This window comes from Pseudomonas sp. B8(2017), from assembly GCF_002113575.1.
Taxonomy (GTDB): Bacteria; Pseudomonadota; Gammaproteobacteria; order Pseudomonadales; family Pseudomonadaceae; genus Aquipseudomonas; species Aquipseudomonas putida_Z.
The window spans coordinates 75,592-101,571 of record NZ_NEIO01000007.1 but is presented as its reverse complement, the minus strand read 5'-3'; the positions used below and the strand labels follow the sequence as shown (position 1 = coordinate 101,571).

Sequence of the window (25,980 nt, the reverse complement as noted above, 5' to 3'; positions counted from 1 at the left end):
CTGCAGGCGACTCGAAAACGGCATTGTGCAGCGCGAGCTACAGGCGACTCATGACATCCGCTTCCTACCCTCGTGTAGTCCTTTTCCTAAAGACGCCAAAAAGTCCAACCTAAGCTGTGATCACCCCTCACTCGGCTTCACCACCACCGTACAAGTCGTCCCCGCCGCCAGCAAAAACCCGTCCGGCACCTCATCGATATGAATGCGCACCGGCACCCGCTGCGCCAGCCGCACCCAGTTGAAAGTCGGGTTCACATCGGCGATCAACTCGCGGCTCTGTGGGTTGTCGCGGTCGTAAATGCCGCGGGCGATGCTCTCCACATGCCCTTTGATGCGCTCGCCGCTCATCATCTGCAGCTCAGCCTGGTCACCCACCTTCACATGCGGCAGCTTGGTCTCCTCGAAGAACCCGTATACCCAGAACGAGTTCTCGTCGACCACCGCCATCACCGCTTCACCGGTACGCGCATAGTCACCCTTGTGGATATTCAGGTTGGTCACGTATCCGTCCACCGTGGCCACGATATGCGTGCGCTTGAGGTTCAGTTCGGCGGCTGCCAGTTCGGCAAGGGCCTGCTGGTAGTCCGCCTGGGCGGAGTTGGCGATGTTGCTGGCGTCGTCGCGGTTTTCCTTGGAGATCACCAGGTTGTCCATGTCTGCACGGCGCTTGGCGTTGACCTTGCGCATCTCCCAGGTGGCCTTGCGCGATGCAACCTGCGCCTTGGCCTGGTCGACCGCCAGTTGGTAGTGCTCGGGGTCGATCTGGATCAGCAGGTCGCCCTTCTTCACCCGCTGGTTGTCCTTGACCGGCACGTCCACCACATAGCCGGGCACGTCGGCAGCGACGTTGATGATGTCGGCACGCACACGGCCGTCGCGGGTCCATGGCGTGGTCATGTAGTGCAGCCACAACTGGCGACCGATCACCACGGCAGCGGCAAGCACCAACAGGGTGGCGATCAGGCTGAAGAACTTTTTCATCGAAGGATTCTCACCAGTAGAGCGAAAGCGCCAAAGCGCCGAACAGGCAGACGAACAGGCTCAGGCGCAGCAGCGCCGGGTGCCAGAAGAAGCGGTAGCCATCATGGCTGGCAATGAACCGGTCCAGGCCCCAGGCCAGGCCCAGGGCGAACAGGAACATCAAGGTCATGGTGGGCATGTACACGCCATGGAAAGCGATTTCACGGGGCATGGTTTCACGGAGCATCGTGCAGTCCTTTCGCCGGTGCCAACGGCGACTGTGGGTCGAGCAGGGAAGAACGGATGAAGTGCAGGTAGCTTTGCGCGCGGCGCAGCACCGAAGTGTCGAAGTGGCGGGCGAAGGGCTCGTCGGTGGCCTGCACGCGGGCGATGGCATGGTCCACCGCCACCAGCGCGCGTTCGTGGTTGCTGGCGCTGGGCTGCAGGAACAGCCGGGCCAGGGCACGGCCCATCACGCGGATCGCCTGGCGCCAGGGCTGCGACTCGGCGTAGGCCGGGTGCACCGGCGCACGGGCCTGTTCCTTGCGCAGCTCGATGATGGCGTGGCCGATTTCCAGCACGGTGAACATCCAGCCCATCAACTGGCTCTGTACCTGCGGCTTGCCGGCTGCCAGGCCATAGGCCTGGTGCAGCAGGTCACGGGTGCGGCTTTCGAAGGCCGTGCCGATGCCGCGCAGGCGGCCGCTGATGGCGAACAGCACCTGCTCGCGCAGTTCCTGCTCCAGGCGGCTCCACAGCCAGCGGCTGTTGGGCGGCAGGATGATCGCACCGGCAGCAGCACAGACGAACATGCCGATGACCATGCCGATGTAGTCGTTGATGAAGGTGTATGGGTCATATACGGTGAGGTTGTTCGGCACCGAACCGATGGCGAAGAACACCAGCAGGCCGATGCCGTAGCCGGCATAGGCCGGCCGTGACGAGAGGAACGCGCCCAGCACGAACACCGGCGCCAGGACCATGCACAGCAGCGGGAAACCGTCGATCCAGGGGAACACGAAGAAGGTTTCGAAGAAGCCGACGAAGGCACCAATCGCCGTGCCGCAGGCCATCTGGAACGACATGCGCTTGGGGTTCGGCGAGGCTGCCGACAGGCCCACGGTGACGGTGGCGATCAGGGTCATCATGGCGCCGCTGGGCCAGTCGCTGAACAGCCAGTAGCTGCCCAGCAGCAACAGCACCGCCGAGGCGCGCACACCGGCGGCCAACGATACCAGCCAGCTGGTCTGCGCCACGTAAGGCTCATCCCACTGCTCGCGTTCGTGCCGGTGCGCGGCCAGCGAGGCGTGGGTTTCGGCGTAGCCGTACATCTCGTCGACGAAGCGGTAGAGCAGCTCGAAGGCGGTGTGGAAGTCGAGCAGGTCGGACTCGCTCGGCTCGGTTGCCAGGTACTCGGCGCGCAGGCCGCGCACCTGTGCCTGCAAGCCTTCCTTGTAGGCGGCCAGCTCCAGGGTCAGGCGCAGCGCATCGGCGTCGGTCAGCGCCCGGCCCACGTAGGGCTGCAACAGCTCCACCAGGGTGTTCAGGCCCGGCTCGATGGCGCCGACGATCTGCAGCGGGCCGCGGGCGCGCAGGCGCTCCAGCAACCGGTGCAGGGCATTGAAGCGCGTGGTGATGGCCATGAACTCGCTGTTCATGCGCACCAGGCGACCAGAGCGCCGGCGCATGTGCGGGTCTTCGAAGGCGGTGACGTTGCGCAGGCTCTCGAGGCCCACTGCTTCAGCGACGAAGCGCACGTTGCTACTCTCGAAGCGGTCCCGCTGGCTTTCGCCGCGCAGAGCCTCGACCACCACCCCGGCGAACACGCCAAAGCGCTGGTACAGGGCGTTGCGCATGGCGGCACTGGCCGACTGCGGCAGGATCGCGGCGCTGACGAAGGTCGACACCAGAATGCCCAGGGCAATTTCCAGCACCCGCCATACCGCCGCCATGAACGCCTGGTCAGGGTGCTCCAGCACCGGCAGGCCGATCATCGCCGCGGTGTAGCCGGCCAGCACGAAACCATAGGCGCGGAAGGTGCGATAGCGCATGGCACCGGCCGAGCACAGGCCTACCCACAGGGCCAGGCTGGGCAGGAACAGCTCGGTGTTCTGCGGGAATATGGCGATCAGCGCCACCATCATCGCCGAGCCGGCCAGGGTGCCGAGCACCCGGTAGAAGCTCTTGGCGAACACATGCCCGCTTTGCGGCTGCATGACGATGAACACGGTGATCATCGCCGTGCGCGGTTGCGGCAACTCCAGGCGCATGGCCAGCCACAGGGTGATGAACGCAGCGGCCAGCACCTTGAAGATGTACACCCAGGTCACCCCGTCGGTGCGCGCCCAGGCAAAGAAGCCCCGGCGCCATTCCAGGCTCTGCAGCCAGCGCACGGGCAAACTGGAAGTGCTCATTCGGCGTTATCCGGCTTCTTGTCGAAAATGGCCAGGGTGGCCGGGGTTTTCGGTACGGCCTGGCGCTCCTCTTTCGGCACATCCTGACCAGCCTGCAAGCCACCGCCCAGGGCGGTGACCAACTCGGCATGGACAATCAGGCGGGCAGCCTGCACCTGCTGTTGCACCTGCTGCTGGCGGAACAGCAAGGTCTGGGCGTTGAGCACGTTGAGGTAGTCGGTAAGGCCACGCTGGAAGGCGACCATGGCGATGTCGTAGGTTTTCTGCGCGGCCGCGACCGACTCGGCGGCGAAGTGCGACTGCTCCTTCATCGACTCACGGCGGATCAGCTGGTCGGAGATGTTCTTCAGCGCACCGACCACAGTCTGGTTGTAGCGCGCCACAGCCACGTCATAGCCCGCCGAGGCCACGCCCAGCTGCGAGCGCAGGCGGCCACCGTCGAAGATCGGCAGGCTGATGGCCGGGCCGACGTTGTAGTTGAACTTGCGCCCGGAGAGGAACTCCAGAGGGCCGCCGCCGGTTGCCATGAAGCCAAGGCTGCCGACCAGGTCGACGTTGGGGAAGAAGCCGGCATGGGCGACATCGATGCCCCGCGCCTGGGCGGCCACCTGCCAACGGCTGGCGACCACGTCGGGGCGCTGGCCGACCAGTTCGGCCGGCAGGTTCGACGGCAGCTTCAGCGGCGCGGCCAGGGCCAGGCTCGGGCGCTGCAACTGCGCGCCCTCCCCCGGGCCCTTGCCGGCCAGGGCGGCCAGCTGGTTGCGGGCCAGGGCAATTTCTTCGTCCAGGCTGTCGAGCTGGCGGTGGGTTTCCGGCAGCGGCGCTTCGGCCTGGCTGACTTCGAAGTGAGTGCCGATGCCGGCATCCAGGCGGCGCTTGGCCAAGGCGAGGATCTGCTCCTGCTGTTCCAGCTCGGCCTTGACGATATCGCGCTGGGCGAAGTGCAGGCTCAGCTGGATGTAGGCGCGCACCACGTTGTTCTGCAGCTCCAGTTGCGCCTGGCGGGCTTCGGCCACGCTCATGTGCGCCTGGTCCACGGCCTGCTCGCTGGCGTTGCGTTCGCGGCCCCACAGGTCGAGTGCATAGCTGAAGCCAATGGCGGCGTTGTTGTCCCAGGTATTGGCGCCGGACAGCGCGCCCGGGCCATAGAACTGGTCTTCAGGCCAGTTGTGGCGCTTGAGCGTGGCCTGGCCGTTGGCCTGGAGTTTTTCCGCCGACTCGACCACGCCGGCCATGGCCTTGGCTTCACGCACCCGTGCCGCAGCCATGGCCAGGCTCGGGCTGCCGGCCACGGCCAGGGCAACCCAGCGGTCCAGCTGTGGGTCGCCATAGGCGTGCCACCACTGCTGGTCGGGCCAGTGGGCGTCGGTTGCGGCTTCGCGTATGGCCGCGTCGGTGGTCAGGGTGTTGGCTTGCAGCGTCTTGCTTTGCGGGGCAATGCCCCAGGTTCCGATACAGCCGCTCAAGGTGAGGGCAAGGGCACAGGCACTGAACGCACAGAGCGTTCTGATGATGCGACGCGGCACAGCTGCGATTTCCCGAGGAAGAGGTGAAGGGGGCCGGGCAATTCTAGGGGGCGGCAGCACTGGCGATAAGCGTGGATTCCTGCGAATCTTTGTTACCAAAACAGCGATAATCCGCCTTTGGTCGAAGGCAACTTTTCATCTCTTTTACGTTACTTCGTGACACAATTTTGTCCTCTACATCGAGAGTGACCCATGGACACCCTGCAAAACATGCGTGCTTTCAGTTGCGTAGCCCAACTCGGCAGCTTTACCGCTGCCGCCGGGCAACTGGATACGACCACCGCGAACGTGTCGCGGGCGGTCTCCAACCTGGAAGCCCATCTGCAAACAAGGCTGCTCAACCGCACCACCCGCCGCATTGCGCTGACCGAAGCCGGCAAGCGCTACCTGATGCGTTGCGAACAGATTCTTACCTATGTCGAAGAAGCCGAGGCCGAGGCCAGCGACGCCCATGCCCGCCCGGCCGGGCAGTTGAAGGTGCACTCGATGACCGGGGTCGGTCAGCACTTCGTGGTCGACGCCATCGCCCGCTACCGCGAATCGCACCCGGACGTGACCTTCGACCTGACCATGGCCAACCGCGTGCCCGACCTGCTCGACGAGGGCTATGACGTGTCCATCGTGCTGGCCACCGAACTGCCCGACTCGGGGTTCGTGTCCCAGCGCCTGGGCATCACCTACAGCATCGTCTGCGCCTCGCCCGCCTACATCGCCCGCCACGGCGTTGCGCACAAGCCTGCCGACCTGCTCAAGCACGCCTGCCTGCGCATGGTCAGCCCGGTGATCCCGTTGGAGAAATGGCTGTTCGACGGGCCGGAAGGCCAGGAGATGGTCAACATCACCAGCTCGCCGTTCATGGTCAATACTGCCGATGCCATGAAGACCGCCATCCGCAGCGGCATGGGCGTGGGCGTGCTGCCGATCTATTCGGCCATCGACGGCCTGCGCGATGGCAGCCTGGTACGGGTGCTGCCCGAGTACCGGCTGCAGGAGCTGAACCTGTACGCCATCTACCCGTCGCGGCAGTACCTGGATGCCAAGATCAAAACCTGGGTGGAGTACCTGCGCAACTCGCTGCCGGAGATTCTGGCAGCCCATGAGGCGGACCTGAAAACCCATCAGGTGATGATCGCCAACTAAAAAGCTGCTGCATTGCGAGGGCGGACAATGGTAGGTTGCTAACCATTGTCAGGCCATTCGCGGGCACGCCCGCTCCCACAGGTAATGCACAGGCCTTCAATCTGTGCGGTACCTGTGGGAGCGGGCGTGCCCGCGAAGAAGCCCCCACCGTCCCACGCCTTGCAGAGAAGTTGCCCGATGAAAAAGACCGTCCTGGCCTTCAGCCGTATCACCCCGGCCATGGCCGAACGCCTGCAGCAAGACTTCAACGTGATCGTGCCGAACCCCAAGCTCGGCGACATCAATGCCCAGTTCAACGAAGCCCTGCCCGAGGCCCATGGCCTGATCGGCGTTGGCCGCAAGCTCGGCCGGGCGCAGCTTGAAGGGGCCGCCAGGCTGGAGGTGGTATCCAGCGTGTCGGTCGGCTACGACAACTACGACCTGGACTACTTCAACGAACGCGGCATCGCCCTGACCAACACCCCCGACGTGCTGACCGAAAGCACCGCCGACCTGGGCTTCTCGCTGATCATGGGCTGCGCCCGCCGCACCGCCGAGCTGGATGCCTGGACCAAGGCCGGCAACTGGCAGGCCACCGTCGGCCCGACCCACTTCGGCAGCGATGTGCACGGCAAGACCTTGGGCATCGTCGGCATGGGCAACATCGGTGCCGCCATTGCCCGTCGCGGCCGGTTCGGTTTCAACATGCCGGTCATCTATTCCGGCAACAGCCGCAAGACCGCGCTGGAGCAAGAGCTGGGCGCGCAGTTCCGCAGCCTGGAGCAACTGCTGGCCGAAGCCGACTTTGTCTGCATCGTGGTGCCGTTGTCCGATGCCACCCGCAAGCTGATCGGTGCGCGTGAGTTGCAACTGATGAAGCCGAGCGCGTTCCTGATCAACATCGCCCGCGGGCCGGTGGTGGACGAGGCGGCGCTGATCGAGGCACTACAGAACGGCACCATTCGCGGTGCGGGCCTGGACGTGTACGAGAAAGAGCCGCTGAGCGATTCGCCGCTGTTCAAGCTGCCCAATGCCCTGACCTTGCCGCACGTTGGCTCGGCCACTGCCGAAACCCGCGAGGCCATGGCCAACCGGGCAATCGACAACCTGCGCGCGGCGCTGCTGGGTGAGCGGCCGCGAGACCTGGTGAACCCGCAGGTGTGGAAGGGCTGATAGCCCCCTGCTGCCTGCCCTGGCCCTTTCGCGGGCTCGCCCGCTCCCACAGGTACGCCACCGCCCTAAAGGCCTGTGCAGTACTTGTGGGAGCGGGCGAGCCCGCGAAAGGGCCGGCACAGGCAACCCATCACCTATTTGGCCACCACAACACCCTCAGCCACCCTGGCCTTGGGCTTGCGAAACACCAGCACATTCCCCGCCATCACCGCCACCAGCCCCAACAAGGCCGGCGCTGTCCACTGATACCCCTCGGCCACCGCCGACACGTTCAGCGCCACCAACGGGAACAGCACCGTGCAGTACGCTGCCCGCTCCGGCCCCATGCGCCCGACCAGGGTCAGGTAGGCGGTAAAGGCGATCACCGAGCCCGGCACCACCAGGTACAGCAACGAGCCGATGTACCGCACGTTCCACTCCATGCTGAATGGCACACCGCTGACCACGCAGAACACCGCCAGCATCATCGCCCCGTAGACCATGCCCCAGGCATTGGTGGTCATGGGTTTGAGCCCGGCCTTCTGCTGCATGCTCGACAGCATGTTGCCGGCCGAGAAGCACAGCGTGCCGAGCAGGGCCAGGCCAAGACCGTAAAGGGTTTCGCGGCTGGCTGCGTGGTGGGACAGCTCGGGCCAGAACAGCAGCCCCAGGCCGAGCAAGCCCAAGGCGCCGCCGCCGAGCACGTTGCTGGCGATCTTCTGGCCGAAGAAGATCCGCGCGTTGAGTGCATTCCACAGGGTGGCGGTGGAGAACACCACGGCGATCAGGCCGCTGGCAATCCACTGGCTGGCGCTGAGGAAGCAGATGAAGTTGACGCAGAACAGGCACAGGCCCTGGGCCAGACAGATCTGGTGGCCACGCCGGTTCATTGGCTGCAGGCGGCGGGTGAGCAGCAGGAAGGCGAACAGGATCAACCCGGCCAGGGCGAAGCGGTAGACGATCGAGACCGGAATGGCGACCACGCCCAGCTGGAGTTTCAAGGCGATCCAGGTGGTGCCCCAGATCAGGACGGTTAGCAAGTAGAGTGACAGGTTCATCGGTGGGGCTCCTCAGGCGATCGACCGTGCATCCCGGGGCCGCGATGCGGCCCATCGCCGGCAAGCCAGCTCCCACAAGTACAGCGCCAAGCTCGAGGCTGGCGCGGTCCCTGTAGGAGCTGGCTTGCCTGCGATCGAGGGCGCAGCCCTCGCCGAGGCCTCCAGTTTCATCCGGGGGCCCCTCCCCGGCTTGCACAAACTTGCGCATTTGTCCTGCGGGTAGCTGTAAGCCTGCCCAAGGCGCAGTAGGATGGCTGGCAAGAGGAACCGCCCATGACGCCACTCACCCAGCTGCAAGTGTTCAACGCCATGCACGCCTCGCCCCACGCCCGGCTGGAACTGAGCGCGCACCTGGGCGACGGGCTGGCGGCGGCGTTGTGGAGCAACCGCGACGATGCCCGCGACTACCAGGCACCGAGCCATCACACCCTGTCGTGCTACATCGCCGACGGCACCGGCACCTTTCGCCGCCAGCGCCCCGGCGACAAAGGGGCGCCCGACAAGCTGTGCGTGATGCCAGCCGGGCAGGAATCGAACTGGGTGGTCAATGGCGCGATCCGCCTGGCGCACCTGTATGTCAGCGAGGCGCAGTTCGCCCTGGGCTGTGTGCGCCTGCTCGACCGTGAACCGCGTGAGCTGCAACTGCAGGAAGCGACCTTTCTCGATGACCCGCAGCAGGCCAAGCGCTTTCGCCAGCTGATAACCCTGGACTGGGATGAACCTGGCGAGCGCTTGCTGGCCAGCAGCCTGGCGCACGAGATCGTCGACCATGCGCTGCTCAACCAGGTCGGGCTGCGCCAGGGCCTGCGCCTGAAAGGCGGGCTGGCACCGAGCCTGCGCCGGCAAATGGTCGACTACATCGAAGCGCATCTCGACCAGCCCATCACCCTGGGTGAACTGGCCTTGCGCTGCAACCTTTCCGAATACCACTTTGCGCGGATGTTCCGCGCCAGTTTCGGTCTGCCGCCGCACCAGTACCTGCTGGCCCGGCGGCTGCACCGGGCCTGCCAGCTGTTGCGGCTGGGGTTGATGCCTTTGGGGGAGATTGCCCTGTTGTGCGGGTTTGCCAGTGCCAGCCATTTCAGCAACCGGTTCCGCCAGGCGGTCGGTGCAACACCGGGCGAATACCGTTCGGCCATTCGCGGCTAAAGCCGCTCCCACAGGGACCGCGCCACCCTCAAGGGCAGTGCAGTACCTGTGGGAGCGGCTTTAGCCGCGAAGAGGCCGGTACAGGCTGGCCTAGAACTCGAAGGTACTGGACAAGCTCACCTGCCGCGCATCGCCAATGGCCACAAAGTACTGGTTCACCGCCGAGCTGTAGTAAACCTTGTCGAACAGGTTCTTCACGTTCAGTTGCAACCGCACCTTGTGCTCGTCGAGCCTGGTCTCGTAGCTGGCAAAGGCATCGGCCACGGTATAGGACGGCAGGTCGAAGGTGTTGGTCGGGTTGCCAGCGCGCTGGCCCACGTACCGCGCCCCCGCGCCAATGCGCAGGCGATCGCCGCCGAACAGGCTGCCATAGTCATACACCGCCGACAGCGAACCACTGTGGCGGGCCACGTTCTGCAGGCGGTTGCCCTTGAGGTCCGGGTCCTTGGTCACTTGCGCATCGGTGAAGGCGTAGCTGCCGATCAGGCTCCAGCGCTCACTCAACTGGCCGGTCAGGTCCAGCTCGACACCCCGTGAGCTGACCTCTCCAGCATTGCTGTACACCGTTTCGCGCGTACTGGTATCAAAGTTGGAAACCAGCACGTTGCGCTTGGTGATATCGAACAACGCCAGGGTTCCGGTAAGGCGGCCTGGCATGTCGAGCTTGGCGCCCAGCTCCCACGATTTGCCCTCCTCCGGCGCCACCGACGAGTCAAGCACCACATTACCGACCAGCGGCGCGATGGTGGAGTTGGGCTTGAACGACTCGCTATAGCTGCCATAAAACGACAGCTGCTCGTCCACCTTGTAGACGATACCTGCATGCGGCACCCACGCCTGGCCATTGATGTCGGTGTTGGCCTTGAACGGGCGGCCGCGGCCAGCGTATTGGTCGAACTGCTGGAAGCGCGCACCGGCCACCAGGATCCAGTGATCATCCAGGTGCAGCGCGTCCTGCACGAACAACGCGTCGGTGCGTAGCTTGTCGGTCTGGTCGCTGTCACTGGCTTTGACGGTGGTGCCCTCCACTTCCTGCCCGTAGATCGGGTTCATGTAGCTGAAGGTAGATTGGGCGCTCTGCCGGATCAGGTCGCCACGAAAGACCTTGCGGTCTTCATGATCGACACCGAACAGCAGGTCGTTCTGCATCCCGGCCAGTTGCACATTGCCGGCCAGGCTCAGGGTGGCGAACTGGTCACGGCTCATGGCGTTGTGGGTGCCGTCGATGCTGCGCGACAGCGTGCCGCTTTTTTCATTCACGCCGGTCACCCGCACCTGGCTGGCATCATAGGTTTCGCGGTTGAAGCTGTAGCCGAAGTGCAGCTTCCAGTCATCGGCCAGCTGGTGGTCGACTTCCAGTCGGTACAGGTCGGAACGCCCCTCCATGTCGTTGAAGGGCTCGTCCAGGCGCCGCGTGGCTGGGATATCCAGCGGGTGGCCGTTGTTGCCGAACGCCGTGCCACGGTCGAAGGGGTAGAGAAATTCGCGGTGCTCGTAGGCCAGTACCACCTGGGTGTCTTCGCCCAGCCAGGCCAGCGACGGCGCTACCAGCGATTCGCGGTGCACGCCGTAGTTGCGCCAGTAGTCCTCATCTTCGTGGTCGACGATCAGGCGATAGGCGAAGTTGCTGTCGCCCAGCGCGCCGGTGCTGTCGAACCCGCCACCGCTGCCGTTCTTGCCGCTGCCGTAAGTCGACCCGCGCACGGTCAGGGCGTTGTACTGCTCGAGTTGCGGGCGCTTGCTGACCACGTTGATGACCCCGCCCGGGTCCTGGATGCCGTACAGCAGCGAGGCCGGGCCCTTGAGCACTTCGACCCGCTCGGTGCTGGCGTTGAGGCTGCGGCCCTGCACGATGGGCATGCCATCGCGCATGATCGAGCCGTCGCGGTTGTCGCCGAAGCCGCGCTTCATCACCGTGTCGGAGGTGCCACCGAAATTGTTGCCCTGGGTGATGCCGCTGACATTGGCCAGGGCGTCATCGAGGTTGCGCGGGGCCTGGTCACGGATGACCTGGGCCGGCACCACGTTGATGGCTTGGGGGATGTCCTGGCTAGGGCCCTGCCCGCGCATGATCGAGGCGGTAGCCGGGGGCTGGTAGCTGTAGTCGTCCAGTTGCGAGGTCACGGTGATGGCCTGCAGGTTGAGGGCGCCGGAGGTGTCCAATGCTTCGAGGGTGAGCGTGCGTGCATCGACGCGGCGCCAGGCCAGCCCGGTAGAGCCCAGCAGCTGTTGCAGGGCCTGTTCGGCGCTGAACCTGCCGTTCAGCGCTGGCGCCTGCACGCCTGGCAGTTCCAGGGTGTAGACCACGCTCTGGCCGGTGGTGCGGCTGAAGGCGCCAAGTGCCTGGGCAAGGGGTTGCGCTGGCTGGGCGAAGGTGTACGCCTGCTGCTGCTCGGCGGCACAGGCCAGGGGGGCGACAGCGAATGCCGGGAGCGCGGAAAGGCCGAGCCAGAGAGGGACGCAACGCGGGGTGAACTTCATGGACGCTGACCTGTGAGAGGGATATGACTGCGAATGAATCGCACTTCCACTCATTACACGGATGCCACGTCCTGTTACCTCACCCGCTATCTGAAAATATTTTTGCCTGTGCCGGCCTCTTCGCGGGTGAACCCGCTCCCACAGGTACTGCACAGGATTTAAAACTTGCGCCCTTCCTGTGGGAGCGGGTTCACTCGCGAAGAGGCCCGCACAGGCGACTACCGGATCAGGGTCAACCGCCCCAGCACTGTCTGCCGCGAAAAGCCCATCACCTTCCCTAGCGAATCCAGCGCCAGCAACGGCTCGGCCACGGGGAAACTGCCACTGACCTTGCGCTGCCCCAACTCATCATCGAGCAGCAGGATGCGCCCCGGGTAATAACGCCCCAGGTCCTCGACCACCTGCGCCAGCGGCACCTGGTAGTAATTCAGCCAGCCCTGGCGCCAGGCCAGGCGGTTGTCGCTGTCCACCGCCAGGGTGTCGCCGACTCGGCCGGCAGCGTAGGCCGCCTGCTGGTTGGCCGTCAGTTCACGCGCTGCGGCGCCCGGTGCCGGGCTCACCGCCACGCGCCCGCTGCGTACCGTGACCTGGGCGCCCTCGCCCTGCTCGCGCACTTCGAACTGAGTGCCAAGCACGCGCACCTCGCCGCCGGCAGCTTCCACCACGAACGGCGCGCCGGTATGCGTGACCTGGAAGAACGCCGCGCCATGCAACAACCGCACGCGGCGCTCGCCCTGCACAAAATCGACTGCAATCGCGCTTCCCGCATCCAGCGTCACCTGCGACTGGTCGGCCAAGGTCACCTGGCTAACTTGACCAGCACTGCTGTAGTCGGCCTGCAGATCCTGCAGCCACAGGCCCGGGTGCCAACCACCGGCAACGCCCACGGCCAGTACCAGGCACGCAGCCACCGCCAGCGCCGCGACCCGCTGCCGCCAGGGGTGCCTGGCCGGTGGCCTGGCCATCGCATCCAGGTAACGTTGCAGGCTTGCCTGTTCTTCAGCGGCCAGGCGCGCCGCCGGGGCGGCGCTGTTCTGCCACAGCGCCTGGGCCTGGGCGTAGGCCTCACGGTGCCCAGGGTCGGCCAGCAGCCAGTGCTTGAACGCCGCGCCCTCGGCTTGCGCAGGCTGCTCGTTGATGCGGCTGAGCCATTGCAGTGCAGCCCGGGACTGCGCCTCGGTGATCGGCGGTAAACGGCTCATCGACGGGCACTCCCTGGCCGGCGTGGGGTGGACGCGGGCTCGGCAACACTCGCCTTGCACGCTTCGAGGGCGCGCATCATATGCTTTTCCACAGCACTCTGGGACAGTTGCATGGCCTTGGCGATCTCGCCGTACTTGCAGCCGTGGATACGGTTGAGCAGGAAGATCTGCCGGGTGCGCTCGGGCAAGGCGCGCAAGGCAGCGTCGATGCGCTGCAAGTCGTGATCGACCTCCACGGCCTGTTCCGGGGCCTGGGCCATGGCCGCTTCATCCAGCGGCAACACAGCTTCGGCTGCGCGCTCGCGGCTGCCTTCGCTGCGCAGGTGGTCGATGGCCAGGTTGCCGGCGCAACGCAGCAGATAGGTGTCCAGCGCCTCGACCTCGACCTCGGGGCGACGCCAGAAGCGCAGGAACAGTTCCTGGACCAGGTCCGATGCCGTGGCCCGGCAGCCGACCCGGCGGCTCACCAGGGCCTCCATGCGTGCCCGCTGGGCCTGGAACACCTGGACGAAGCGCGCCCGCCCGCCGCCGCTTTCGGCATCCGCCTCGATCATGTCGCCCGGCTCGCTCACCTGGTCACTCGGCGAACACGGCCAGCAACGGCCCCAGCACCACGCTGGCGGCGGCCAGGCCCAGCAACAGGCGGGGCTGGTATGGCAGGCCGAACACCCACAGGGTCACCCCGGCCATCATCACTGCGGTCCACTCCACCAGGCCATGGGCCCAGCCACGCAGGTGCACGCTGAGCACCAGCGACAGCACCAGCAACAGCCAACCGGCGCTGCGCAACAGCCGCAGCTGCCCGGGGCGCGGCTTGCGCCCGAGCAGGTCGACGAAGTGCTTCTCCATGGCCAGGCACAGGGCAACGAAGCCGGCGTAAGCGATCAGTGCATTACCCAGCATCAGCTCGCCTCCGCCGTTTCAGTGCTCGGCTTCTTTGCTGCACGCGGGGCCCGCTTGGCCACAGGCTTCGGGCCGTGCAACATCTTGCCGGCCAGCCAGGCCAGGAACAGGCCGGTGCCCAGCGCTGTCAGGTCGAAGCCGGCCATCGCCCAGTCACCCGCCGACAGCGAATGGTTCAGCCCCTGGCCGGTGGTCAGGCCGTTGAGCAGCGGCAGCAAGGCGAAGGCCAGCGCGCCCAGTGCCAGTTGCTCGCCCCATGCCCGCCGCCCGCTGCGCAGCACAGCGTGCACCAGCGACAGGCCCCAGGCGGTGAAGAAGGCGTTGACCTCCCAGTCGGCCCGGCCTTCGACACCCATCGGGATCAGGCGGTTGGCCCAGAAGAAGCCCGCCACGGCCAGCAACAGGCCGCTCATGCTGGCGATATTGAGCACCTCGACCAGGCGCAGTTCGCCCGGCAGGCGTTCGCTCCTGGCATGCTTGAGCTGACGCTTGCCCAGCCACATCACCAGCCCGGTGCCGATCACCGCGGTACCGGCCACGCCAAAGAAGAAGTACAGCCAGCGCAGCCAAGGGCCGGCGAAATTGCCCATGTGCAGGCCGGCAAAGCTGAAGGCGGTCATCATTGCCACGCTCTCCGGCTTGCCCTGGCTCAGCAGCACACCGCTGGCGCCATCGAAGGTCCAGTTGGCGCTGCGTCGGTAAGCCACGTGGTCGGCAGCCGATTGCGTGAAGGTAACGCGGGCATTGCTGTCGCCGGCATTTTCCACCTGGATACGGCCGATACGCGCGCCCGGTTGCAGGTCCTGCACCTTGGCGTACAGGCTCGGCAACGGTACCAGCGGCGCGGCCACATGGGCCGCCTTGGGCGCATCGTTACGGCCGAACAGGTCGTTGAAGTACTTGCCGGTGTCATTGCCGTAGCTGGCCATGATGCCCGCCGGCATCACCATGTACATGAACAGCACCAGGCTGCTGTAGCTGATCATCAGGTGGAACGGCAGCACCAGCACGCCAATGGCGTTGTGCCCGTCCAGCCAGGAACGCTGGCCCTTGCCGGGGCGGAAGGTGAAGAACTCCTTGAAGATCTTCTTGTGGGTGATGATGCCGGTGACCAGCCCCAACAGCATGATGAAGGCGCAGAACGTCGACAGCCAGCGGCCAAAGGGATATGGCATCTGCAGCTGGAAGTGGAAGCGGTAGAAGAACTCGCCACCGCGACTGTCGCGTGCCTCCACCGGCTGGCCGGTCTGGGTATCGAGGGTCTTGGTGACGAAGCCGCGTGGCCCGCCATTGGGGTCGCGATAACCCACGCTCAAGGCGGCCTCGCGTGCGTTGGGCATGCGGATCAGCCAGGTGCCCGAATGCCCGGCGTTGTCCTGCAGGTACCGCTGGGCCACCTCCAGGCTATGGGTCGGGTCCAGTGCATGGCTGCGCACTTCTGGCTGCGACCAGTGGGTGATTTCTTCCTTGAAATACGACAGCGTGCCGGTGAGGAAGATGGCGAACAACAGCCAGCCGAAGATCAGGCCGGTCCAGGTGTGCAGCCAGGCCATGGCTTGGCGGAAGCCTTCTTTCATCGGGTTTTCATCCAGTAGGCCAACCCGCTGATCACCCCCAGCAGCACGCTTGGCGCCAGCACGCCCAGCCAGGCGCACAAAGCGCTGCGGCAGGCGAAGCACCAGATGAACGCCAGCAGGTAGAAGACGAATGACAGCAGCAGGCCGGCGAGCGTGGCATCGACCTGTGGCAGCGGCGCTAGCAGGGTAATGCAGACGCTGGCCACGGACGCCAGCAGGTAGCCGCCCAGCAGCGCGGCCAGGCTGCGTGAAGTCACGGCCAGGCGATAGCTGAGCGAGGGACCGGCGGTTTTGCGCGTCATGGCGAAGGTCCGGGCGTTTTCGGGCCTGCAATAATAATGATTTCAATTCTCATAAGCAAAGGCCGAGCGATGAGCCGCCTGCTGCCTTGAATGCAACAAGAAATTTATTTTCAAAAAGGGCTTGAATTCGTTTCGCCGTTGCCTGACCTTAGAGTCAAGAGGCGCAGAAATTCCAAGGGTCTCAAAGGCCTAGGCGCGTCTCCATGCGAGCAAGCTGAATAAGGATTGAATCATGCAAATCCAGGTCAACAGCAGCAACCATTTCGAAGGCAACGCCCGGCTCGACCAGTGGGTCCGCAGCACACTGCAGAACTCGCTGGAACGTTACGAAGACGACCTCACCCGCATCGAGGTTCACCTGCGCGACGAGAACGGCGCCAAGCCCGGACCGCATGACAAACGCTGCCAGATGGAGGCTCGCCCCAAAGGCCACCAACCGATTTCCGTGACCCACACCGCCACTTCGCTGGACCAGGCGGTCGATGGAGCCGCCGCCAAGCTCAACCACGCGCTGGAACACTTCTACGGCAAGCTGCGCAGCAAGCGCGGAGCCCTGGAACTGAGTGACCCGGACGCCTGATCGGCAATACAAACGCCCGGCCTGATGCCGGGCGTTTTCGTTTGTATCGATCGATGGCGCTGAACCAACAGGTAATTTCCCCGGTCAACTTCTGCACTCATTCACCGCAGAAGCATGACCATGAACAACCCATTCGAACGAATCAGTGCTGCATTCGCCCCCGAATACCGGGTCAACCTGAGCATTGCAAACCTCGACGGCAGCATCATGCTGACCCTGTCCGACGACGCTGGCGTGGTCGCCAAGCGCCTCATCACCCAGGCCCAGCGCAATGACCCGGTACGCCTGCAGCGGGTGATCGACAGCATCCGCCTGGGCCTGGCCATCGAACACAGCCAGAACCCTCTGCAGGTGCTGGCCGCGCTGACCCGTGACGCCCGCCACGAGCCGCGCCATTTCATCGCCAACTGAGGGCTACTTGCCCTCCTCCACTTCCTTGCCGTTGGCATCCAGTACCTTGGTCGAGGGGTAGCGGTACGAAGCGTAGCGCACCACCAGGATCGCGAACGCCAGCAACAGGATGCCACCGCACACGTACAACAGCCCTACGTCCGGCGCCTTGTGGTGCGAGACGTCGCCGATCAGCAGGCGGGTCAGCGCGGTGATGGCCACGTACAGCAGGAAGCGGATCGGCATGTGGTTGGTCTTGAAGTAGATACCGACCATCGCCCCCAGCTCCAGGTAGATGAACAGCAGCAGGATGTCATCGACACTGACCCCGCCCTTGCCGAGCATGTCCAGGAACGTCATCACCGCCGCATAGGCGGTGATCGCGCCAATGCCGAACAGCGCCAGGTAATGGAATGCCTCGACGCACAGGTTGCCCAGCGAGTCGGCCGAGCCGTGCAGGCCCTTGCGCAGCTTTTCTGCCCATTTGATGTTCACGATGTTCCATTCCCCGATACGTCTTGAAGGATGATGCGTCACCGGCGTGACGCTTGTGCCATGCAGTTAAAAGGCCAGGCCCCTGCCTTGGAAGGCGACCGATTGCCGCAAGGCACCTTGAGGCGTGGCAAGTTGCCAGAAGCGAGCAGCCACCGTGGTGCATCAGGCCTTGCTACTGCAGCCCAAATCGCCGGCTTCGATCCTGATGATGACCTCAATGCATGAGCTGGAGACGTTGCGGGCTTTGCTTGAGTCGGCACTGGTTCAGGTGCAGATGCCCGCTGAGCCTCGGGCTTTGCACTGAGGTTTGAGTGTTGCGTTGTCTGGGCCGGCCTCTTCGCGGGTAAACCCGCTCCCACAGGATCTCCACAGGCCTTTGAGGTAGATGCAGTTCCTGTGGGAGTGGGTTCACCCGCGAAAGGACCTGGATGGCCAAGGCGCTGATGGATGATGCTGAGTTGGGCATGAAGCAGTAAGCCCTCTGCACCACGCTACAATTTCTGCTTGCGAAGCAATCAACATTGCCATTACTGTATATAGATACAGTAAATCGAAACGCAACCAGCAAAAGGCATAGAGGTGATGAATGGCCGTCGAAGTGGTGTACCGCAGCAGCCGCGACCCGGAGCGCTTGTTCATGGATAAGGCCGAAGCAGACCGTCACGACAAGATGCTCGAACTGGCCGAGCGCCTGGCCGAAGTACTGCACAAGGCAGTGCCCTCGCTGAGCGAGAAACAGGTCGAGGAAGCCGGTATCTACATGGCCAGGAACCGCGATGTGTTCGCCCGGGCGTTCAAGAGCCAGCCGGATGCGCTGGCCGAGTTACTCGAAGCGCCAACGGCCGAGTAATTGCCTGCACTGGCCGCTTCTTCAAGGATTGCGCATGGCTTGAGGTTCCGTGCGGTCAAGGTGGATGGCACGGGCTGCGCCCGTGTTCGCGGGCACGCCCGCTCCCACAGGGACCGCGCAGGTTTTCAGGGTTTTGGGTATTCCTGTGGGAGCGGGCATGCCCGCGAAGAAGCCCGCAAAGCCGGTATCGCCCCTCAGCCGTAGAGCAACCGCTCCGCCAGCATCTGCGCCACCCGGGCCGGCGAGCGCTTCTCTGCCTGTGCATGGCCAAACACTTCGGTCAGCCGTGAAGGTATCCGCGCCAGGTGCGCAGTGATGGTGCCCAGGTCTTCGCCACGATGGGTAAGTGCCACGTAGATCAACCCACCGGCATTGATCACGTAATCGGGCGCATACAGTATCCCGCGCGACTCCAGCTGGTCGGCTACCTGCAAGGTGGTCAGCTGGTTGTTCGCCGCCCCCGCCACTGCCGCGCAACGCAGCTGCATCACGCTCTGCCCGTTCAACACCGGCCCCACGCCGCAAGGGGCAAAGATGTCGCAAGGCGTGCTGATCAACGCATCGTTGGTCACCGGATGGGCATTGAACTGCTCCACCGCCAGCCGCACCCGCCCAGGGTCCAGGTCGCTCACCAGCAGGTCAGCACCCGCCGCATGCAGTTGCTCCGCCAGCGCATAACCGACATTGCCCAGCCCTTGCACCGCAACCCGCAGCCCTTGCAGGTCATCACTGCCAAGGCGGAACGAAGTGGTGGCACGAATGCCGGCAAAAACCCCCATCGCCGCATGCGGTGAGGGGTCACCCGAGGCCGTGGTGCTGGTCACATGGGGCGTGCTCTGGGCAATGCAGTCCATGTCCAGGGTCGAGGTGCCGCTGTCCACGGCGATGATGAAGCGCCCTTGCAAGGTGTCGATGAAGTGGCCAAAGGCCTCGAACAGCGCGGCACGGTTTTCCACATGCGGGTTGCGCATGATCACCGCCTTGCCGCCCCCCAGTGGCAGGCCGGCCAGCGCCGCCTTGTAGCTCATGCCCTGGGCCAGGCGAATGGCGTCGGCCATGGCGCTTTCATCATCGGCATAAGGCAGGTAGCGGCAACCGCCCATTGCCGGGCCTAACTGCTCGCTGTGGATAGCCACCACGGCCTTCAGGCCGGTGGGCGGGTGGGTGAACAAGTGCAGCGACTGGGTACGGGTGCTTTGCATCAGCGCGAACATCGACAGGCTCCCCTACGAGGTGCTCCTTCCAGTATAGGCATGGCCCTTGGGCTGGCGCCGCCGCCGGACCACTGGACGAAACCGCGCGCCGCGGCTAATACTCAAGCGTGTGTGGAGAAGCCCCATGAAGCCACGTCAAGCCTGCCTGGCCTGCCTGGAACGCGAGCCCGTCGCCCTGCTGGAAGCCGCATTATGGATTGCCGCCGAGCACGACCGCAGCGTCGAGCCCGCGGCCAGCCTTGCCAAGCTGCATGACCTGCAGCGCGAGATCAGCGCCAACCTGCCGATGCTGCCGCTGTGCGAACTGGCCCAGCCACTGCTGCGCCAACTCAATGCCCTGGGCTTCCAGCAGGATGAATACCACCCGCTGCGCCCGCATGCCGCGATGATGGACAAGGTGCTGCAGCGCCGCCGTGGCCAACCGCTGGCCCTGGCCATCCTTGCCCTGGAACTGGCCCGGCGCCTGTCCATCCCTCTTGAGGGCGTAGGCTTCCCTGGCCATTTCCTGCTGCGCGTGCCAGGTGCGGATCACCTGCTCGACCCCTGTGGTGGCCGCCGCCTGTACCCCAACGATTGCCGTGAGCTGCTGGCTCGCCAGTTTGGCCCGCATGTAGCGCTGACCGCCGAGCACATGCGCAGTGCCAGCCCGCTGCAGATGCTGCAACGCCTGTCACGCAACCTGCGCCAGTTGCACATCAGCAACGACGACCACCTGGCGGCGCTGATCGATGCCGAGCGGGTCATGCAACTGGGCCCGGTGCAGGTCAGCGACTATGTGACCCGCGCGTCGCTCTACCAGCACCTGGATTGCCCGCAGGCCGAGCGCTTCGACCTGGAGCATGCGTTACTGCTGACGGAGGACCCGGTCCAGCGCCTGAAACTGTCCGAGCGTATCGGCAAGCTTCCGGCGGCGAACCGTTCCATTCACTGAGCCGGGCTGTCCGGCTGCCGGGCGGGATGGGCCTGGGCAAACGCCGGGTGCTCCGCCGCCAGGGCGGCAACCCGCAGAATGCGCGGGAAGCTGTCGAGGTCGATATTGAAGCGTTCGGCCGCGTACAACTGCGGGATCAGGTAGATATCCGCCAGGCCCGGCTCATCACCGAAGCAGAAGCCGTGATCGCCTATCAGCTGCTCCACTGCCGCCAGCCCCTGGCTGATCCAGTGGCCGATCCACTGGTTGACCTGGCTCTCGTCCTGGCCAGCCTGGCGCAGCCGGTTGAGCACGCTGACGTTGTGCAGCGGGTGGATGTCGCAGCCGATGATCGCCGCCACACCCCGTACCTTGGCGCGCGCCTCGGCCGCAGCAGGCAGCAGCGCGGGCTGTGGATAAACCTCCTCCAGGTACTCGATGATCGCCGGCGACTGCACCAGCAGCTCACCGCCATCGGTGCGCAAGGCCGGCACACGGCCCTGCGGGTTGACCGCGACATAGCCCGCACCGCGCTGCTCACCCTGCAACAGGTTGACCGGCAGGGACTGGTAGACCAGCCCCTTCAGTGCCAGGGCAATGCGCACCCGGTAGGACGAGGTGGAACGGTAATAGGTGTACAGCTCCATGCCCGTGCCTCCTCAGTTGGCCGCGATGACCGTGCCGCGGCATTCGCCGAAACCGATGCTGGCCACGCCATCACGCACGCAGCGGGCACGCAGGATGATCTCGTCGCCGTCTTCGAGGAACTTGCGCACCTCGCCACTGGCCAGTTCCACCGGGTGCTTGCCGCCTTCGGTGATCTCCAGCATGCTGCCGAACGAACCTGGCGTGGCGCCCGACAGCGTGCCCGAACCGAACAGGTCGCCCGGTTGCAGCTGGCAGCCGTTGACGCTGTGGTGCGCGACCAGCTGCGCCACGGTCCAGTACATGCTGCGGGTGTTGCTCAGGGTCAGGCGGTGCGGGGCAAGGCCCTGCTCACGCATGCGCTCGGTCAGCAGCAGTACCTCGAGCTCGATATCGAATGCACCGGCGGCCTGGTCGCGCTTGTCCAGCAGGTACGACAGTGGCTGCGGGTCGCCTTCCGGGCGTGCCGGCTGGGCACAGCGGAACGGCTCCAGCGCTTCGGCGGTAACCACCCAGGGCGAGATGGTGGTGATGAAGCTCTTGGACAGGAACGGCCCCAGCGGCTGGTATTCCCAGGCCTGGATATCGCGCGCCGACCAGTCGTTGAGCAGGCACAGACCGGCCACGTGTTCGGCGGCATCGCCTACCGGGATCGCCTGGCCCATGTCGTTGCCCTGGCCGATCCAGATACCCAGCTCCAGCTCGTAGTCCAGGCGCGCGCAGGGGCCGAAGCTTGGCTCGGTGTGCCCGGCCGGCAGGGTCTGGCCCTTGGGCCGGCGCACATCGGTGCCGGACGGGCGGATGGTCGAGGCGCGGCCGTGATAACCGATCGGCACGTACTTGTAGTTGGGCAGCAGCGGGTTGTCGGGGCGGAACAGCTTGCCGACGTTCTTGGCGTGCTCGATACCCACGTAGAAGTCGGTGTAGTCGCCGATCTGCGCCGGTACATGCAGCTGGCAGGCGCTGGCCGGGTACAGGGCGGCCTGCAGCGCCGCCTGGTGTTCGCTGTGTTCGCCCAGCAGCATCAGCAGGCGCTCGCGCAGGGCGACGCGGGCATTGCGGCCGAGGGCGAAGAAAGCGTTCAAGGCCCCACCACGGGTGGCCTCGACAGCGGCCTTGGCGGCACCGTCGAACAGGCCGGCGGCCAGCACCGCCTCCAGGTCGAGGATCGCGTCGCCGATGGCCACGCCACAGCGCTTGGCTTCACCCGGCCGGCTGAAGATGCCCAACGGCAGGTTCTGCAGCGGGAAGTCGCTGTGCCCGTTGGCATGCTCGACCCAGCTACGGGCAATGGCGGTCTGGTTCATGGGTTATCTCCGGTTCGGGTTGAAGGTGCTCGGCAAGGTGGCCCAGCAACTATCGTAGTCGGCCTGCAACTGCGGGCATTCAAGGGCTTGCAGGCTCGGGCGCAGCACCTGGCTGGTCTCGAACATGAAGGCCATGGTGTTGTCGATCTTGTGCGGCGCCAGGTCGGCGGCAATAGCCTTTTCGCAGGTTTCGGCGTCGGGGCCGTGGGCGCTCATCACTCCGTGCAGCGAGGCACCGCCCGGCAGGAAGCCCTCGGCCTTGGCGTCGTAGGCACCGTTGATCAGGCCCATGAACTCGTTCATCAGGTTGCGGTGGAACCATGGTGGACGGAAGGTGTTCTCGGCCACCATCCAGCGTGGCGGGAAGATCACGAAGTCCATGTTGGCCAGGCCATGCACGCTGGTCGGCGAGGTAAGTACGGTGAAGATCGACGGGTCCGGGTGGTCGAAGCTGACCGTACCGATGGTGTTGAAGCGGCGCAGGTCGTACTTGTATGGCACGTTGCTGCCGTGCCAGGCGACCACATCCAGTGGCGAGTGCTGCAGTTCGCAGGCCCAATGTTCGCCCAGGAACTTCTGCACCAGCTGCACCGGGCCATCGGCCTCTTCGTAGTGCGCCACCGGGGTGAGGAAGTCGCGCGGGTTGGCCAGGCCGTTGCTGCCGATCGGGCCCAGGTCCGGGATGCGCAGCGGCGCGCCGTGGTTTTCGGCGATGTAGCCGCGGGCCTCGCCGTCGAGCAGTTCGACGCGGAACTTCATGCCACGCGGGATTACCGCGATTTCCAGCGGCTCGACTTCCATCACCCCCAGTTCGGTGGCAATGCGAAGGCGGCCCTGTTGCGGCACCAGCAGCAGTTCACCGTCGGCATTGAAGAACACCCGCTCCATCGACCGGTTGGCGCGGTAGATGTAGATGCTCACGCCGGCCGGTTTTTCCGCAGCGGCGTTGGCCACCATGGGCAGCCAGCCCTCGATGAAATCGGTCGGTTCGACGGGGATCGGCTGGGGGTTCCAGCGCAGGCGGTTGGGGGTGATGGCCCCCAGCGGGCCGGTCAGCGGCTGACGCGCCAGGCGTTCGAAACGCGGGTGCAAGGCAGACGGACGAATACGATACAGCCAGGTGCGGCGCAGCTCGCTGCGGGTCATGGTGAACGCCGTGCCCGAGAGCAGCTCGGCATACAGCCCATAGGGCGCCTTCTGCGGCGAGTTCTGCCCGACCGGCAAGGCCCCTGGCAGCGCTTCGCTGGCAAACTCGTTGCCGAAGCCGCTGAGGTAGTGAAGGTCGGGTGACGTATCGCGATTCATCGATGCCTCCGGGCTCTGGCCGAGCCGTTGCTGGCAGCTGGCTGCTGGCCCGGGGCGGGGTGGCAGCGCGTCTGCATTGTTTTTATCGTAATCAGATTACGAATAACGTAATTTGCTACGGGCAATGCGTCAAGCTATAAAGGCGCGACTCGACGAATCCGGAAGAAGATGTCCATGGCCAAAGCCAGCTCCCCCGCCGACAACGGCAAGCAGAAAGTCCGCTCGGCGGAGGTCGGCACCGACATCCTCAAGGCCCTTGCCGAGCTCTCCCCGTCCACCTCCCTGTCACGCCTCGCGGAACATGTGCAGATGCCGGCGAGCAAGGTGCACCGTTACCTGCAGGCATTGATCGCCAGCGGTTTTGCCGAGCAGGATGCGGCCACCAACCATTACGGCCTGGGGCGCGAGGCACTGCGGGTGGGGCTGGCGGCGCTGGGCAGTATCGATGTACTGAAGATTGCCGCGCTGCCGTTGTCGCAGCTGCGCGATGAACTGAACGAAAGCTGCTTCGTTGCCGTATGGGGCAACCAGGGCGCGACAGTGGTCAGCATCGAGCCGGCGGTACGCGCGGTCACCGTGGTAACGCAGATCGGCTCGGTACTGCCGCTGCTCACGTCGTCCACCGGACTGGTGTTCGCCGCCTACCTGCCCGAGCGCGAGACCGTGGAGTTGCGTGACCGGGAACTGGCCGCCCTGCAGCACAGCGCCGCCGACTACCAGGCGGTACTGGCGGGCATTCGTGAACGTGGCCTGCACCATGTGCATGGGCTGTTGATGCCGGGCGTGGATGCGCTGTCGGCCCCGGTGTTCAATGCCATGGGGCAGGTCGCCGCGGTGATGACCGTGGTCGGGCCGACGTCGATCTTCCATGCCGACGAGCATGGCCCGGCGGCGCAACGGCTGCTGGCGGCAGCGCGGGAAACCAGCTGGCGCATGGGCTATTCGCCCGCCGGCTGAGCGCTTGCGGCACTATTGCCCGATACGTAAAGGTGAATGTCATAAGCGGCTATTTTTCCTACAGGATCAGGCGCTTATTCTTAACTCACTGGCCGGCATGAAGGGCTCTCCCCCCCGCCTTTCAGGCCTGCGAGGTTCACCGACGTAGATTTTGAAGCTCCTTGATCTGACGTCTCGATTGGCCGCTGCGGCTTGCAGCGGCCTTTTTTATCTGCCCTGAAAAATTCTTCGCCCGTGCTGGCCTCTTCGCGGGCTTGCCCGCTCCCACAGGGATATCACCAAGCCTGAGGGCAGTGAGATCCCTGTGGGAGCGGGCAAGCCCGCGAAGAGGCCAGCACAGGTAGTACAAAGCTCAGCCCAGCGGATACTTCTGCAAGTTCGCCATCATCTGCTGCAACGCCTGCAAGCTGTCCTGTGGGTGCACTGCCCCGTCGAAGTCGCCAATCCGTGCCCAGTTTTCCGCCACCTGCTCAGGGGTAAAGCCTTCACGCGGATCGAAGCCTACCCCCAGGCTACGCTCCCACCGCACCTTGCCCACCCAGCCGCCGCCCACTTCGAACAGCTCACCGCTGCCCTGGCACTGCTCGCTGCCCAGGTACACCACCAGCGGGCTGACCAGCTCTGGCTTGAGCCGCTCGAACACCTGGGGCGGGATCAACCCTTCGGTCATGCGGGTACCACCGGTGGGGGCGATGGCGTTGACCAGGATGCCGTGCTTGCGCCCTTCGATCGCCAAGGTACGAGTCAGCCCATACAGGCCCAGCTTGGCCATGCCGTAGTTGGCCTGGCCGAAGTTGCCGTAGATGCCGGACGTGGAAGCGGTGAAGATCACCCGCCCCCAGTTCTGCTCGCGCAGGTGGGGCCAGACAGCACGGGTGACCTTGTAAGCCCCCTCGACATGCACCTGATACACCTGCTCCCAGTCGCTGTCTTCCATCTTGTGGAAGGTCTTGTCACGCAGGATGCCGGCATTGTTCACCAGCACATCGACCCGGCCGAAGCTGTCCAGGGCCTGCTCGACAATACGCGCGCCGTGGCTGACCGAGTCATGGTTGGCAATGGCACTGCCACCAGCGGCGCGGATCTTCGCTACCACCCGATCGGCGGCGGAGGCGCTGGCACCTTCACCGTGGGTGGAGCCGCCGAGGTCGTTGACCACCACCCGCGCACCACGCGCAGCGAACAGCAGCGCATGGGCACGGCCCAGGCCGCCCCCGGCTCCGGTGACGATCACCACGCGATCTTGCAGACGGACAGGCTCGCTCATGCTCATGGCTCCAGGCAGGTTCAGGTCAGCCGAGTGTCCGCCGCCAGCGGCAGGCGGACAATCAAGCTCACGCAGGCTGAATGCCTGGCAATAACGCAGCGCGATGGTTATGGGGCCGCTGTGCGGCCCATCGCCGGCAAGCCAGCTCCCACACCAACCGCGCCGGCCTCCAGGCTCGCGCTGTACCTGTTGAAGCCGGCTTGCCGGCGATGAGGCC

Annotated in this window: 25 protein-coding genes; 8 read left to right on the top strand and 17 right to left on the bottom strand. The window is 65.0% G+C overall.

Features of this window, described 5'->3' with window-relative positions:
- Positions 1-120: 120 nt before the first annotated feature.
- The 4 genes from CAG22_RS13150 to CAG22_RS13135 are packed head-to-tail and all read right to left on the bottom strand — an operon-like array spanning position 121 to position 4,900.
- Positions 121-981 carry an HlyD family secretion protein gene (locus tag CAG22_RS13150; protein WP_013974168.1) on the bottom strand — a complete coding sequence of 287 codons (861 nt, stop codon included), beginning with the start codon at positions 979-981 and terminating at the stop codon, positions 121-123.
- A gap of 10 nt (positions 982-991) precedes the next feature.
- Positions 992-1,192 carry a DUF1656 domain-containing protein gene (locus CAG22_RS13145; protein WP_008097766.1) on the bottom strand — a complete coding sequence of 67 codons (201 nt, stop codon included), beginning with the start codon at positions 1,190-1,192 and terminating at the stop codon, positions 992-994.
- Between the two features lie 4 nt (positions 1,193-1,196).
- A complete protein-coding gene (locus tag CAG22_RS13140; protein WP_025340597.1) occupies positions 1,197-3,374 on the bottom strand; it encodes an FUSC family protein in 2,178 nt (725 codons plus the stop codon).
- On the bottom strand, positions 3,371-4,900 hold the full coding sequence (locus tag CAG22_RS13135) for an efflux transporter outer membrane subunit (protein ID WP_085705584.1): 1,530 nt from the start codon (positions 4,898-4,900) through the stop codon (positions 3,371-3,373). Before CAG22_RS13135 ends, CAG22_RS13140 begins: the two co-directional genes overlap by 4 nt.
- A 192-nt stretch (positions 4,901-5,092) precedes the next feature.
- On the opposite strand from CAG22_RS13135, the gene CAG22_RS13130 reads away from it, so the two are divergent.
- Both CAG22_RS13130 and CAG22_RS13125 read left to right on the top strand, forming a co-directional pair.
- On the top strand, positions 5,093-6,040 hold the full coding sequence (locus CAG22_RS13130) for a LysR family transcriptional regulator (protein ID WP_013974172.1): 948 nt from the start codon (positions 5,093-5,095) through the stop codon (positions 6,038-6,040).
- Between the two features lie 177 nt (positions 6,041-6,217).
- The gene (locus tag CAG22_RS13125) at positions 6,218-7,192 is read left to right on the top strand and encodes a D-glycerate dehydrogenase (protein ID WP_085592187.1); all 975 of its coding nucleotides are present in this window, start codon (positions 6,218-6,220) and stop codon (positions 7,190-7,192) included.
- A 134-nt stretch (positions 7,193-7,326) separates the two neighbouring features.
- Here CAG22_RS13125 and CAG22_RS13120 read toward each other — a convergent pair whose 3' ends face one another.
- Positions 7,327-8,229, bottom strand: a complete 903-nt coding sequence (locus CAG22_RS13120; RefSeq protein WP_085592189.1) for a DMT family transporter — start codon at positions 8,227-8,229, stop codon at positions 7,327-7,329.
- Positions 8,230-8,502: 273 nt separating this feature from the next.
- On the opposite strand from CAG22_RS13120, the gene CAG22_RS13115 reads away from it, so the two are divergent.
- Entirely contained in the window at positions 8,503-9,378 is an 876-nt protein-coding gene (locus tag CAG22_RS13115; protein ID WP_075046302.1) for a helix-turn-helix domain-containing protein, read from the top strand.
- A 90-nt stretch (positions 9,379-9,468) separates the two neighbouring features.
- On the opposite strand, the gene CAG22_RS13110 is transcribed toward CAG22_RS13115, so the two are convergent.
- The 6 genes from CAG22_RS13110 to CAG22_RS13085 form a co-directional block, all read right to left on the bottom strand.
- Positions 9,469-11,859 carry a TonB-dependent receptor gene (locus CAG22_RS13110; protein ID WP_085593058.1) on the bottom strand — a complete coding sequence of 797 codons (2,391 nt, stop codon included), beginning with the start codon at positions 11,857-11,859 and terminating at the stop codon, positions 9,469-9,471.
- A gap of 218 nt (positions 11,860-12,077) precedes the next feature.
- On the bottom strand, positions 12,078-13,061 hold the full coding sequence (locus CAG22_RS13105) for a FecR domain-containing protein (protein WP_085593056.1): 984 nt from the start codon (positions 13,059-13,061) through the stop codon (positions 12,078-12,080).
- Complete coding sequence (locus CAG22_RS13100; protein ID WP_170929297.1) at positions 13,058-13,615, bottom strand: RNA polymerase sigma factor; 558 nt, start codon at positions 13,613-13,615, stop codon at positions 13,058-13,060. Before CAG22_RS13100 ends, CAG22_RS13105 begins: the two co-directional genes overlap by 4 nt.
- Before the next feature lie 22 nt (positions 13,616-13,637).
- A complete protein-coding gene (locus CAG22_RS13095; RefSeq protein ID WP_015271767.1) occupies positions 13,638-13,964 on the bottom strand; it encodes a DUF3325 domain-containing protein in 327 nt (108 codons plus the stop codon).
- Complete coding sequence (locus CAG22_RS13090; protein WP_085705583.1) at positions 13,964-15,541, bottom strand: PepSY domain-containing protein; 1,578 nt, start codon at positions 15,539-15,541, stop codon at positions 13,964-13,966. Before CAG22_RS13090 ends, CAG22_RS13095 begins: the two co-directional genes overlap by 1 nt.
- Complete coding sequence (locus tag CAG22_RS13085) at positions 15,538-15,843, bottom strand: DUF3649 domain-containing protein (protein WP_085705582.1); 306 nt, start codon at positions 15,841-15,843, stop codon at positions 15,538-15,540. Before CAG22_RS13085 ends, CAG22_RS13090 begins: the two co-directional genes overlap by 4 nt.
- Before the next feature lie 232 nt (positions 15,844-16,075).
- On the opposite strand from CAG22_RS13085, the gene CAG22_RS13080 reads away from it, so the two are divergent.
- Positions 16,076-16,423 (top strand): HPF/RaiA family ribosome-associated protein, encoded by a 348-nt coding sequence (locus CAG22_RS13080; RefSeq protein WP_063913366.1) that lies wholly within the window; start codon positions 16,076-16,078, stop codon positions 16,421-16,423.
- A gap of 120 nt (positions 16,424-16,543) precedes the next feature.
- Entirely contained in the window at positions 16,544-16,834 is a 291-nt protein-coding gene (locus tag CAG22_RS13075) for a DUF3509 domain-containing protein (RefSeq protein ID WP_025340607.1), read from the top strand.
- Between the two features lie 3 nt (positions 16,835-16,837).
- Here CAG22_RS13075 and CAG22_RS13070 read toward each other — a convergent pair whose 3' ends face one another.
- Positions 16,838-17,308, bottom strand: coding sequence for a phosphate-starvation-inducible protein PsiE (locus CAG22_RS13070; protein ID WP_025340608.1), 471 nt, complete (start codon positions 17,306-17,308; stop codon positions 16,838-16,840).
- A gap of 586 nt (positions 17,309-17,894) precedes the next feature.
- Here CAG22_RS13070 and CAG22_RS13060 point away from each other — a divergent pair.
- Complete coding sequence (locus CAG22_RS13060; RefSeq protein ID WP_085593044.1) at positions 17,895-18,158, top strand: YebG family protein; 264 nt, start codon at positions 17,895-17,897, stop codon at positions 18,156-18,158.
- A 194-nt stretch (positions 18,159-18,352) separates the two neighbouring features.
- Here CAG22_RS13060 and CAG22_RS13055 read toward each other — a convergent pair whose 3' ends face one another.
- A complete protein-coding gene (locus CAG22_RS13055) occupies positions 18,353-19,372 on the bottom strand; it encodes a Glu/Leu/Phe/Val dehydrogenase dimerization domain-containing protein (RefSeq protein ID WP_085593042.1) in 1,020 nt (339 codons plus the stop codon).
- A 124-nt stretch (positions 19,373-19,496) separates the two neighbouring features.
- On the opposite strand from CAG22_RS13055, the gene CAG22_RS13050 reads away from it, so the two are divergent.
- Positions 19,497-20,303, top strand: coding sequence for a SirB1 family protein (locus CAG22_RS13050; RefSeq protein WP_085593040.1), 807 nt, complete (start codon positions 19,497-19,499; stop codon positions 20,301-20,303).
- On the opposite strand, the gene maiA is transcribed toward CAG22_RS13050, so the two are convergent.
- From maiA to hmgA, 3 genes are read right to left on the bottom strand one after another with little or no spacing between them, the layout of a single operon-like run.
- Positions 20,297-20,929: a maleylacetoacetate isomerase gene (gene maiA / locus CAG22_RS13045; RefSeq protein ID WP_085705581.1), complete on the bottom strand. Its 633-nt coding sequence runs from the start codon at positions 20,927-20,929 to the stop codon at positions 20,297-20,299. The genes CAG22_RS13050 and maiA overlap by 7 nt on opposite strands.
- Positions 20,930-20,941: 12 nt before the next feature.
- Positions 20,942-22,234 (bottom strand): fumarylacetoacetase, encoded by a 1,293-nt coding sequence (gene fahA, locus CAG22_RS13040; RefSeq protein ID WP_085705580.1) that lies wholly within the window; start codon positions 22,232-22,234, stop codon positions 20,942-20,944.
- Positions 22,235-22,237: 3 nt separating this feature from the next.
- Complete coding sequence (hmgA, locus tag CAG22_RS13035; protein WP_075046350.1) at positions 22,238-23,539, bottom strand: homogentisate 1,2-dioxygenase; 1,302 nt, start codon at positions 23,537-23,539, stop codon at positions 22,238-22,240.
- A 174-nt stretch (positions 23,540-23,713) separates the two neighbouring features.
- On the opposite strand from hmgA, the gene CAG22_RS13030 reads away from it, so the two are divergent.
- Positions 23,714-24,496 carry an IclR family transcriptional regulator gene (locus tag CAG22_RS13030; protein ID WP_025340615.1) on the top strand — a complete coding sequence of 261 codons (783 nt, stop codon included), beginning with the start codon at positions 23,714-23,716 and terminating at the stop codon, positions 24,494-24,496.
- 352 nt (positions 24,497-24,848) lie between these two features.
- On the opposite strand, the gene CAG22_RS13025 is transcribed toward CAG22_RS13030, so the two are convergent.
- A complete protein-coding gene (locus tag CAG22_RS13025) occupies positions 24,849-25,763 on the bottom strand; it encodes an SDR family oxidoreductase (protein ID WP_085705579.1) in 915 nt (304 codons plus the stop codon).
- Positions 25,764-25,980: the final 217 nt, after the last annotated feature.

Bases quoted from the DNA above. Each gene is read 5' to 3' on its own strand.
- CAG22_RS13150 (WP_013974168.1), bottom strand. From the start codon at position 981: ATGAAAAAGTTCTTCAGCCTGATCGCCACCCTGTTGGTGCTTGCCGCT.
- CAG22_RS13145 (WP_008097766.1), bottom strand. From the start codon at position 1,192: ATGCCCCGTGAAATCGCTTTCCATGGCGTGTACATGCCCACCATGACC.
- CAG22_RS13140 (WP_025340597.1), bottom strand. From the start codon at position 3,374: ATGAGCACTTCCAGTTTGCCCGTGCGCTGGCTGCAGAGCCTGGAATGG.
- CAG22_RS13130 (WP_013974172.1), top strand. From the start codon at position 5,093: ATGGACACCCTGCAAAACATGCGTGCTTTCAGTTGCGTAGCCCAACTC.
- CAG22_RS13125 (WP_085592187.1), top strand. From the start codon at position 6,218: ATGAAAAAGACCGTCCTGGCCTTCAGCCGTATCACCCCGGCCATGGCC.
- CAG22_RS13120 (WP_085592189.1), bottom strand. From the start codon at position 8,229: ATGAACCTGTCACTCTACTTGCTAACCGTCCTGATCTGGGGCACCACC.
- CAG22_RS13115 (WP_075046302.1), top strand. From the start codon at position 8,503: ATGACGCCACTCACCCAGCTGCAAGTGTTCAACGCCATGCACGCCTCG.
- CAG22_RS13110 (WP_085593058.1), bottom strand. From the start codon at position 11,859: ATGAAGTTCACCCCGCGTTGCGTCCCTCTCTGGCTCGGCCTTTCCGCG.
- CAG22_RS13105 (WP_085593056.1), bottom strand. From the start codon at position 13,061: ATGAGCCGTTTACCGCCGATCACCGAGGCGCAGTCCCGGGCTGCACTG.
- CAG22_RS13100 (WP_170929297.1), bottom strand. From the start codon at position 13,615: ATGATCGAGGCGGATGCCGAAAGCGGCGGCGGGCGGGCGCGCTTCGTC.
- CAG22_RS13095 (WP_015271767.1), bottom strand. From the start codon at position 13,964: ATGCTGGGTAATGCACTGATCGCTTACGCCGGCTTCGTTGCCCTGTGC.
- CAG22_RS13090 (WP_085705583.1), bottom strand. From the start codon at position 15,541: ATGAAAGAAGGCTTCCGCCAAGCCATGGCCTGGCTGCACACCTGGACC.
- CAG22_RS13085 (WP_085705582.1), bottom strand. From the start codon at position 15,843: ATGACGCGCAAAACCGCCGGTCCCTCGCTCAGCTATCGCCTGGCCGTG.
- CAG22_RS13080 (WP_063913366.1), top strand. From the start codon at position 16,076: ATGCAAATCCAGGTCAACAGCAGCAACCATTTCGAAGGCAACGCCCGG.
- CAG22_RS13075 (WP_025340607.1), top strand. From the start codon at position 16,544: ATGAACAACCCATTCGAACGAATCAGTGCTGCATTCGCCCCCGAATAC.
- CAG22_RS13060 (WP_085593044.1), top strand. From the start codon at position 17,895: ATGGCCGTCGAAGTGGTGTACCGCAGCAGCCGCGACCCGGAGCGCTTG.
- CAG22_RS13055 (WP_085593042.1), bottom strand. From the start codon at position 19,372: ATGTTCGCGCTGATGCAAAGCACCCGTACCCAGTCGCTGCACTTGTTC.
- CAG22_RS13050 (WP_085593040.1), top strand. From the start codon at position 19,497: ATGAAGCCACGTCAAGCCTGCCTGGCCTGCCTGGAACGCGAGCCCGTC.
- maiA (WP_085705581.1), bottom strand. From the start codon at position 20,929: ATGGAGCTGTACACCTATTACCGTTCCACCTCGTCCTACCGGGTGCGC.
- fahA (WP_085705580.1), bottom strand. From the start codon at position 22,234: ATGAACCAGACCGCCATTGCCCGTAGCTGGGTCGAGCATGCCAACGGG.
- hmgA (WP_075046350.1), bottom strand. From the start codon at position 23,539: ATGAATCGCGATACGTCACCCGACCTTCACTACCTCAGCGGCTTCGGC.
- CAG22_RS13030 (WP_025340615.1), top strand. From the start codon at position 23,714: ATGGCCAAAGCCAGCTCCCCCGCCGACAACGGCAAGCAGAAAGTCCGC.
- CAG22_RS13025 (WP_085705579.1), bottom strand. From the start codon at position 25,763: ATGAGCGAGCCTGTCCGTCTGCAAGATCGCGTGGTGATCGTCACCGGA.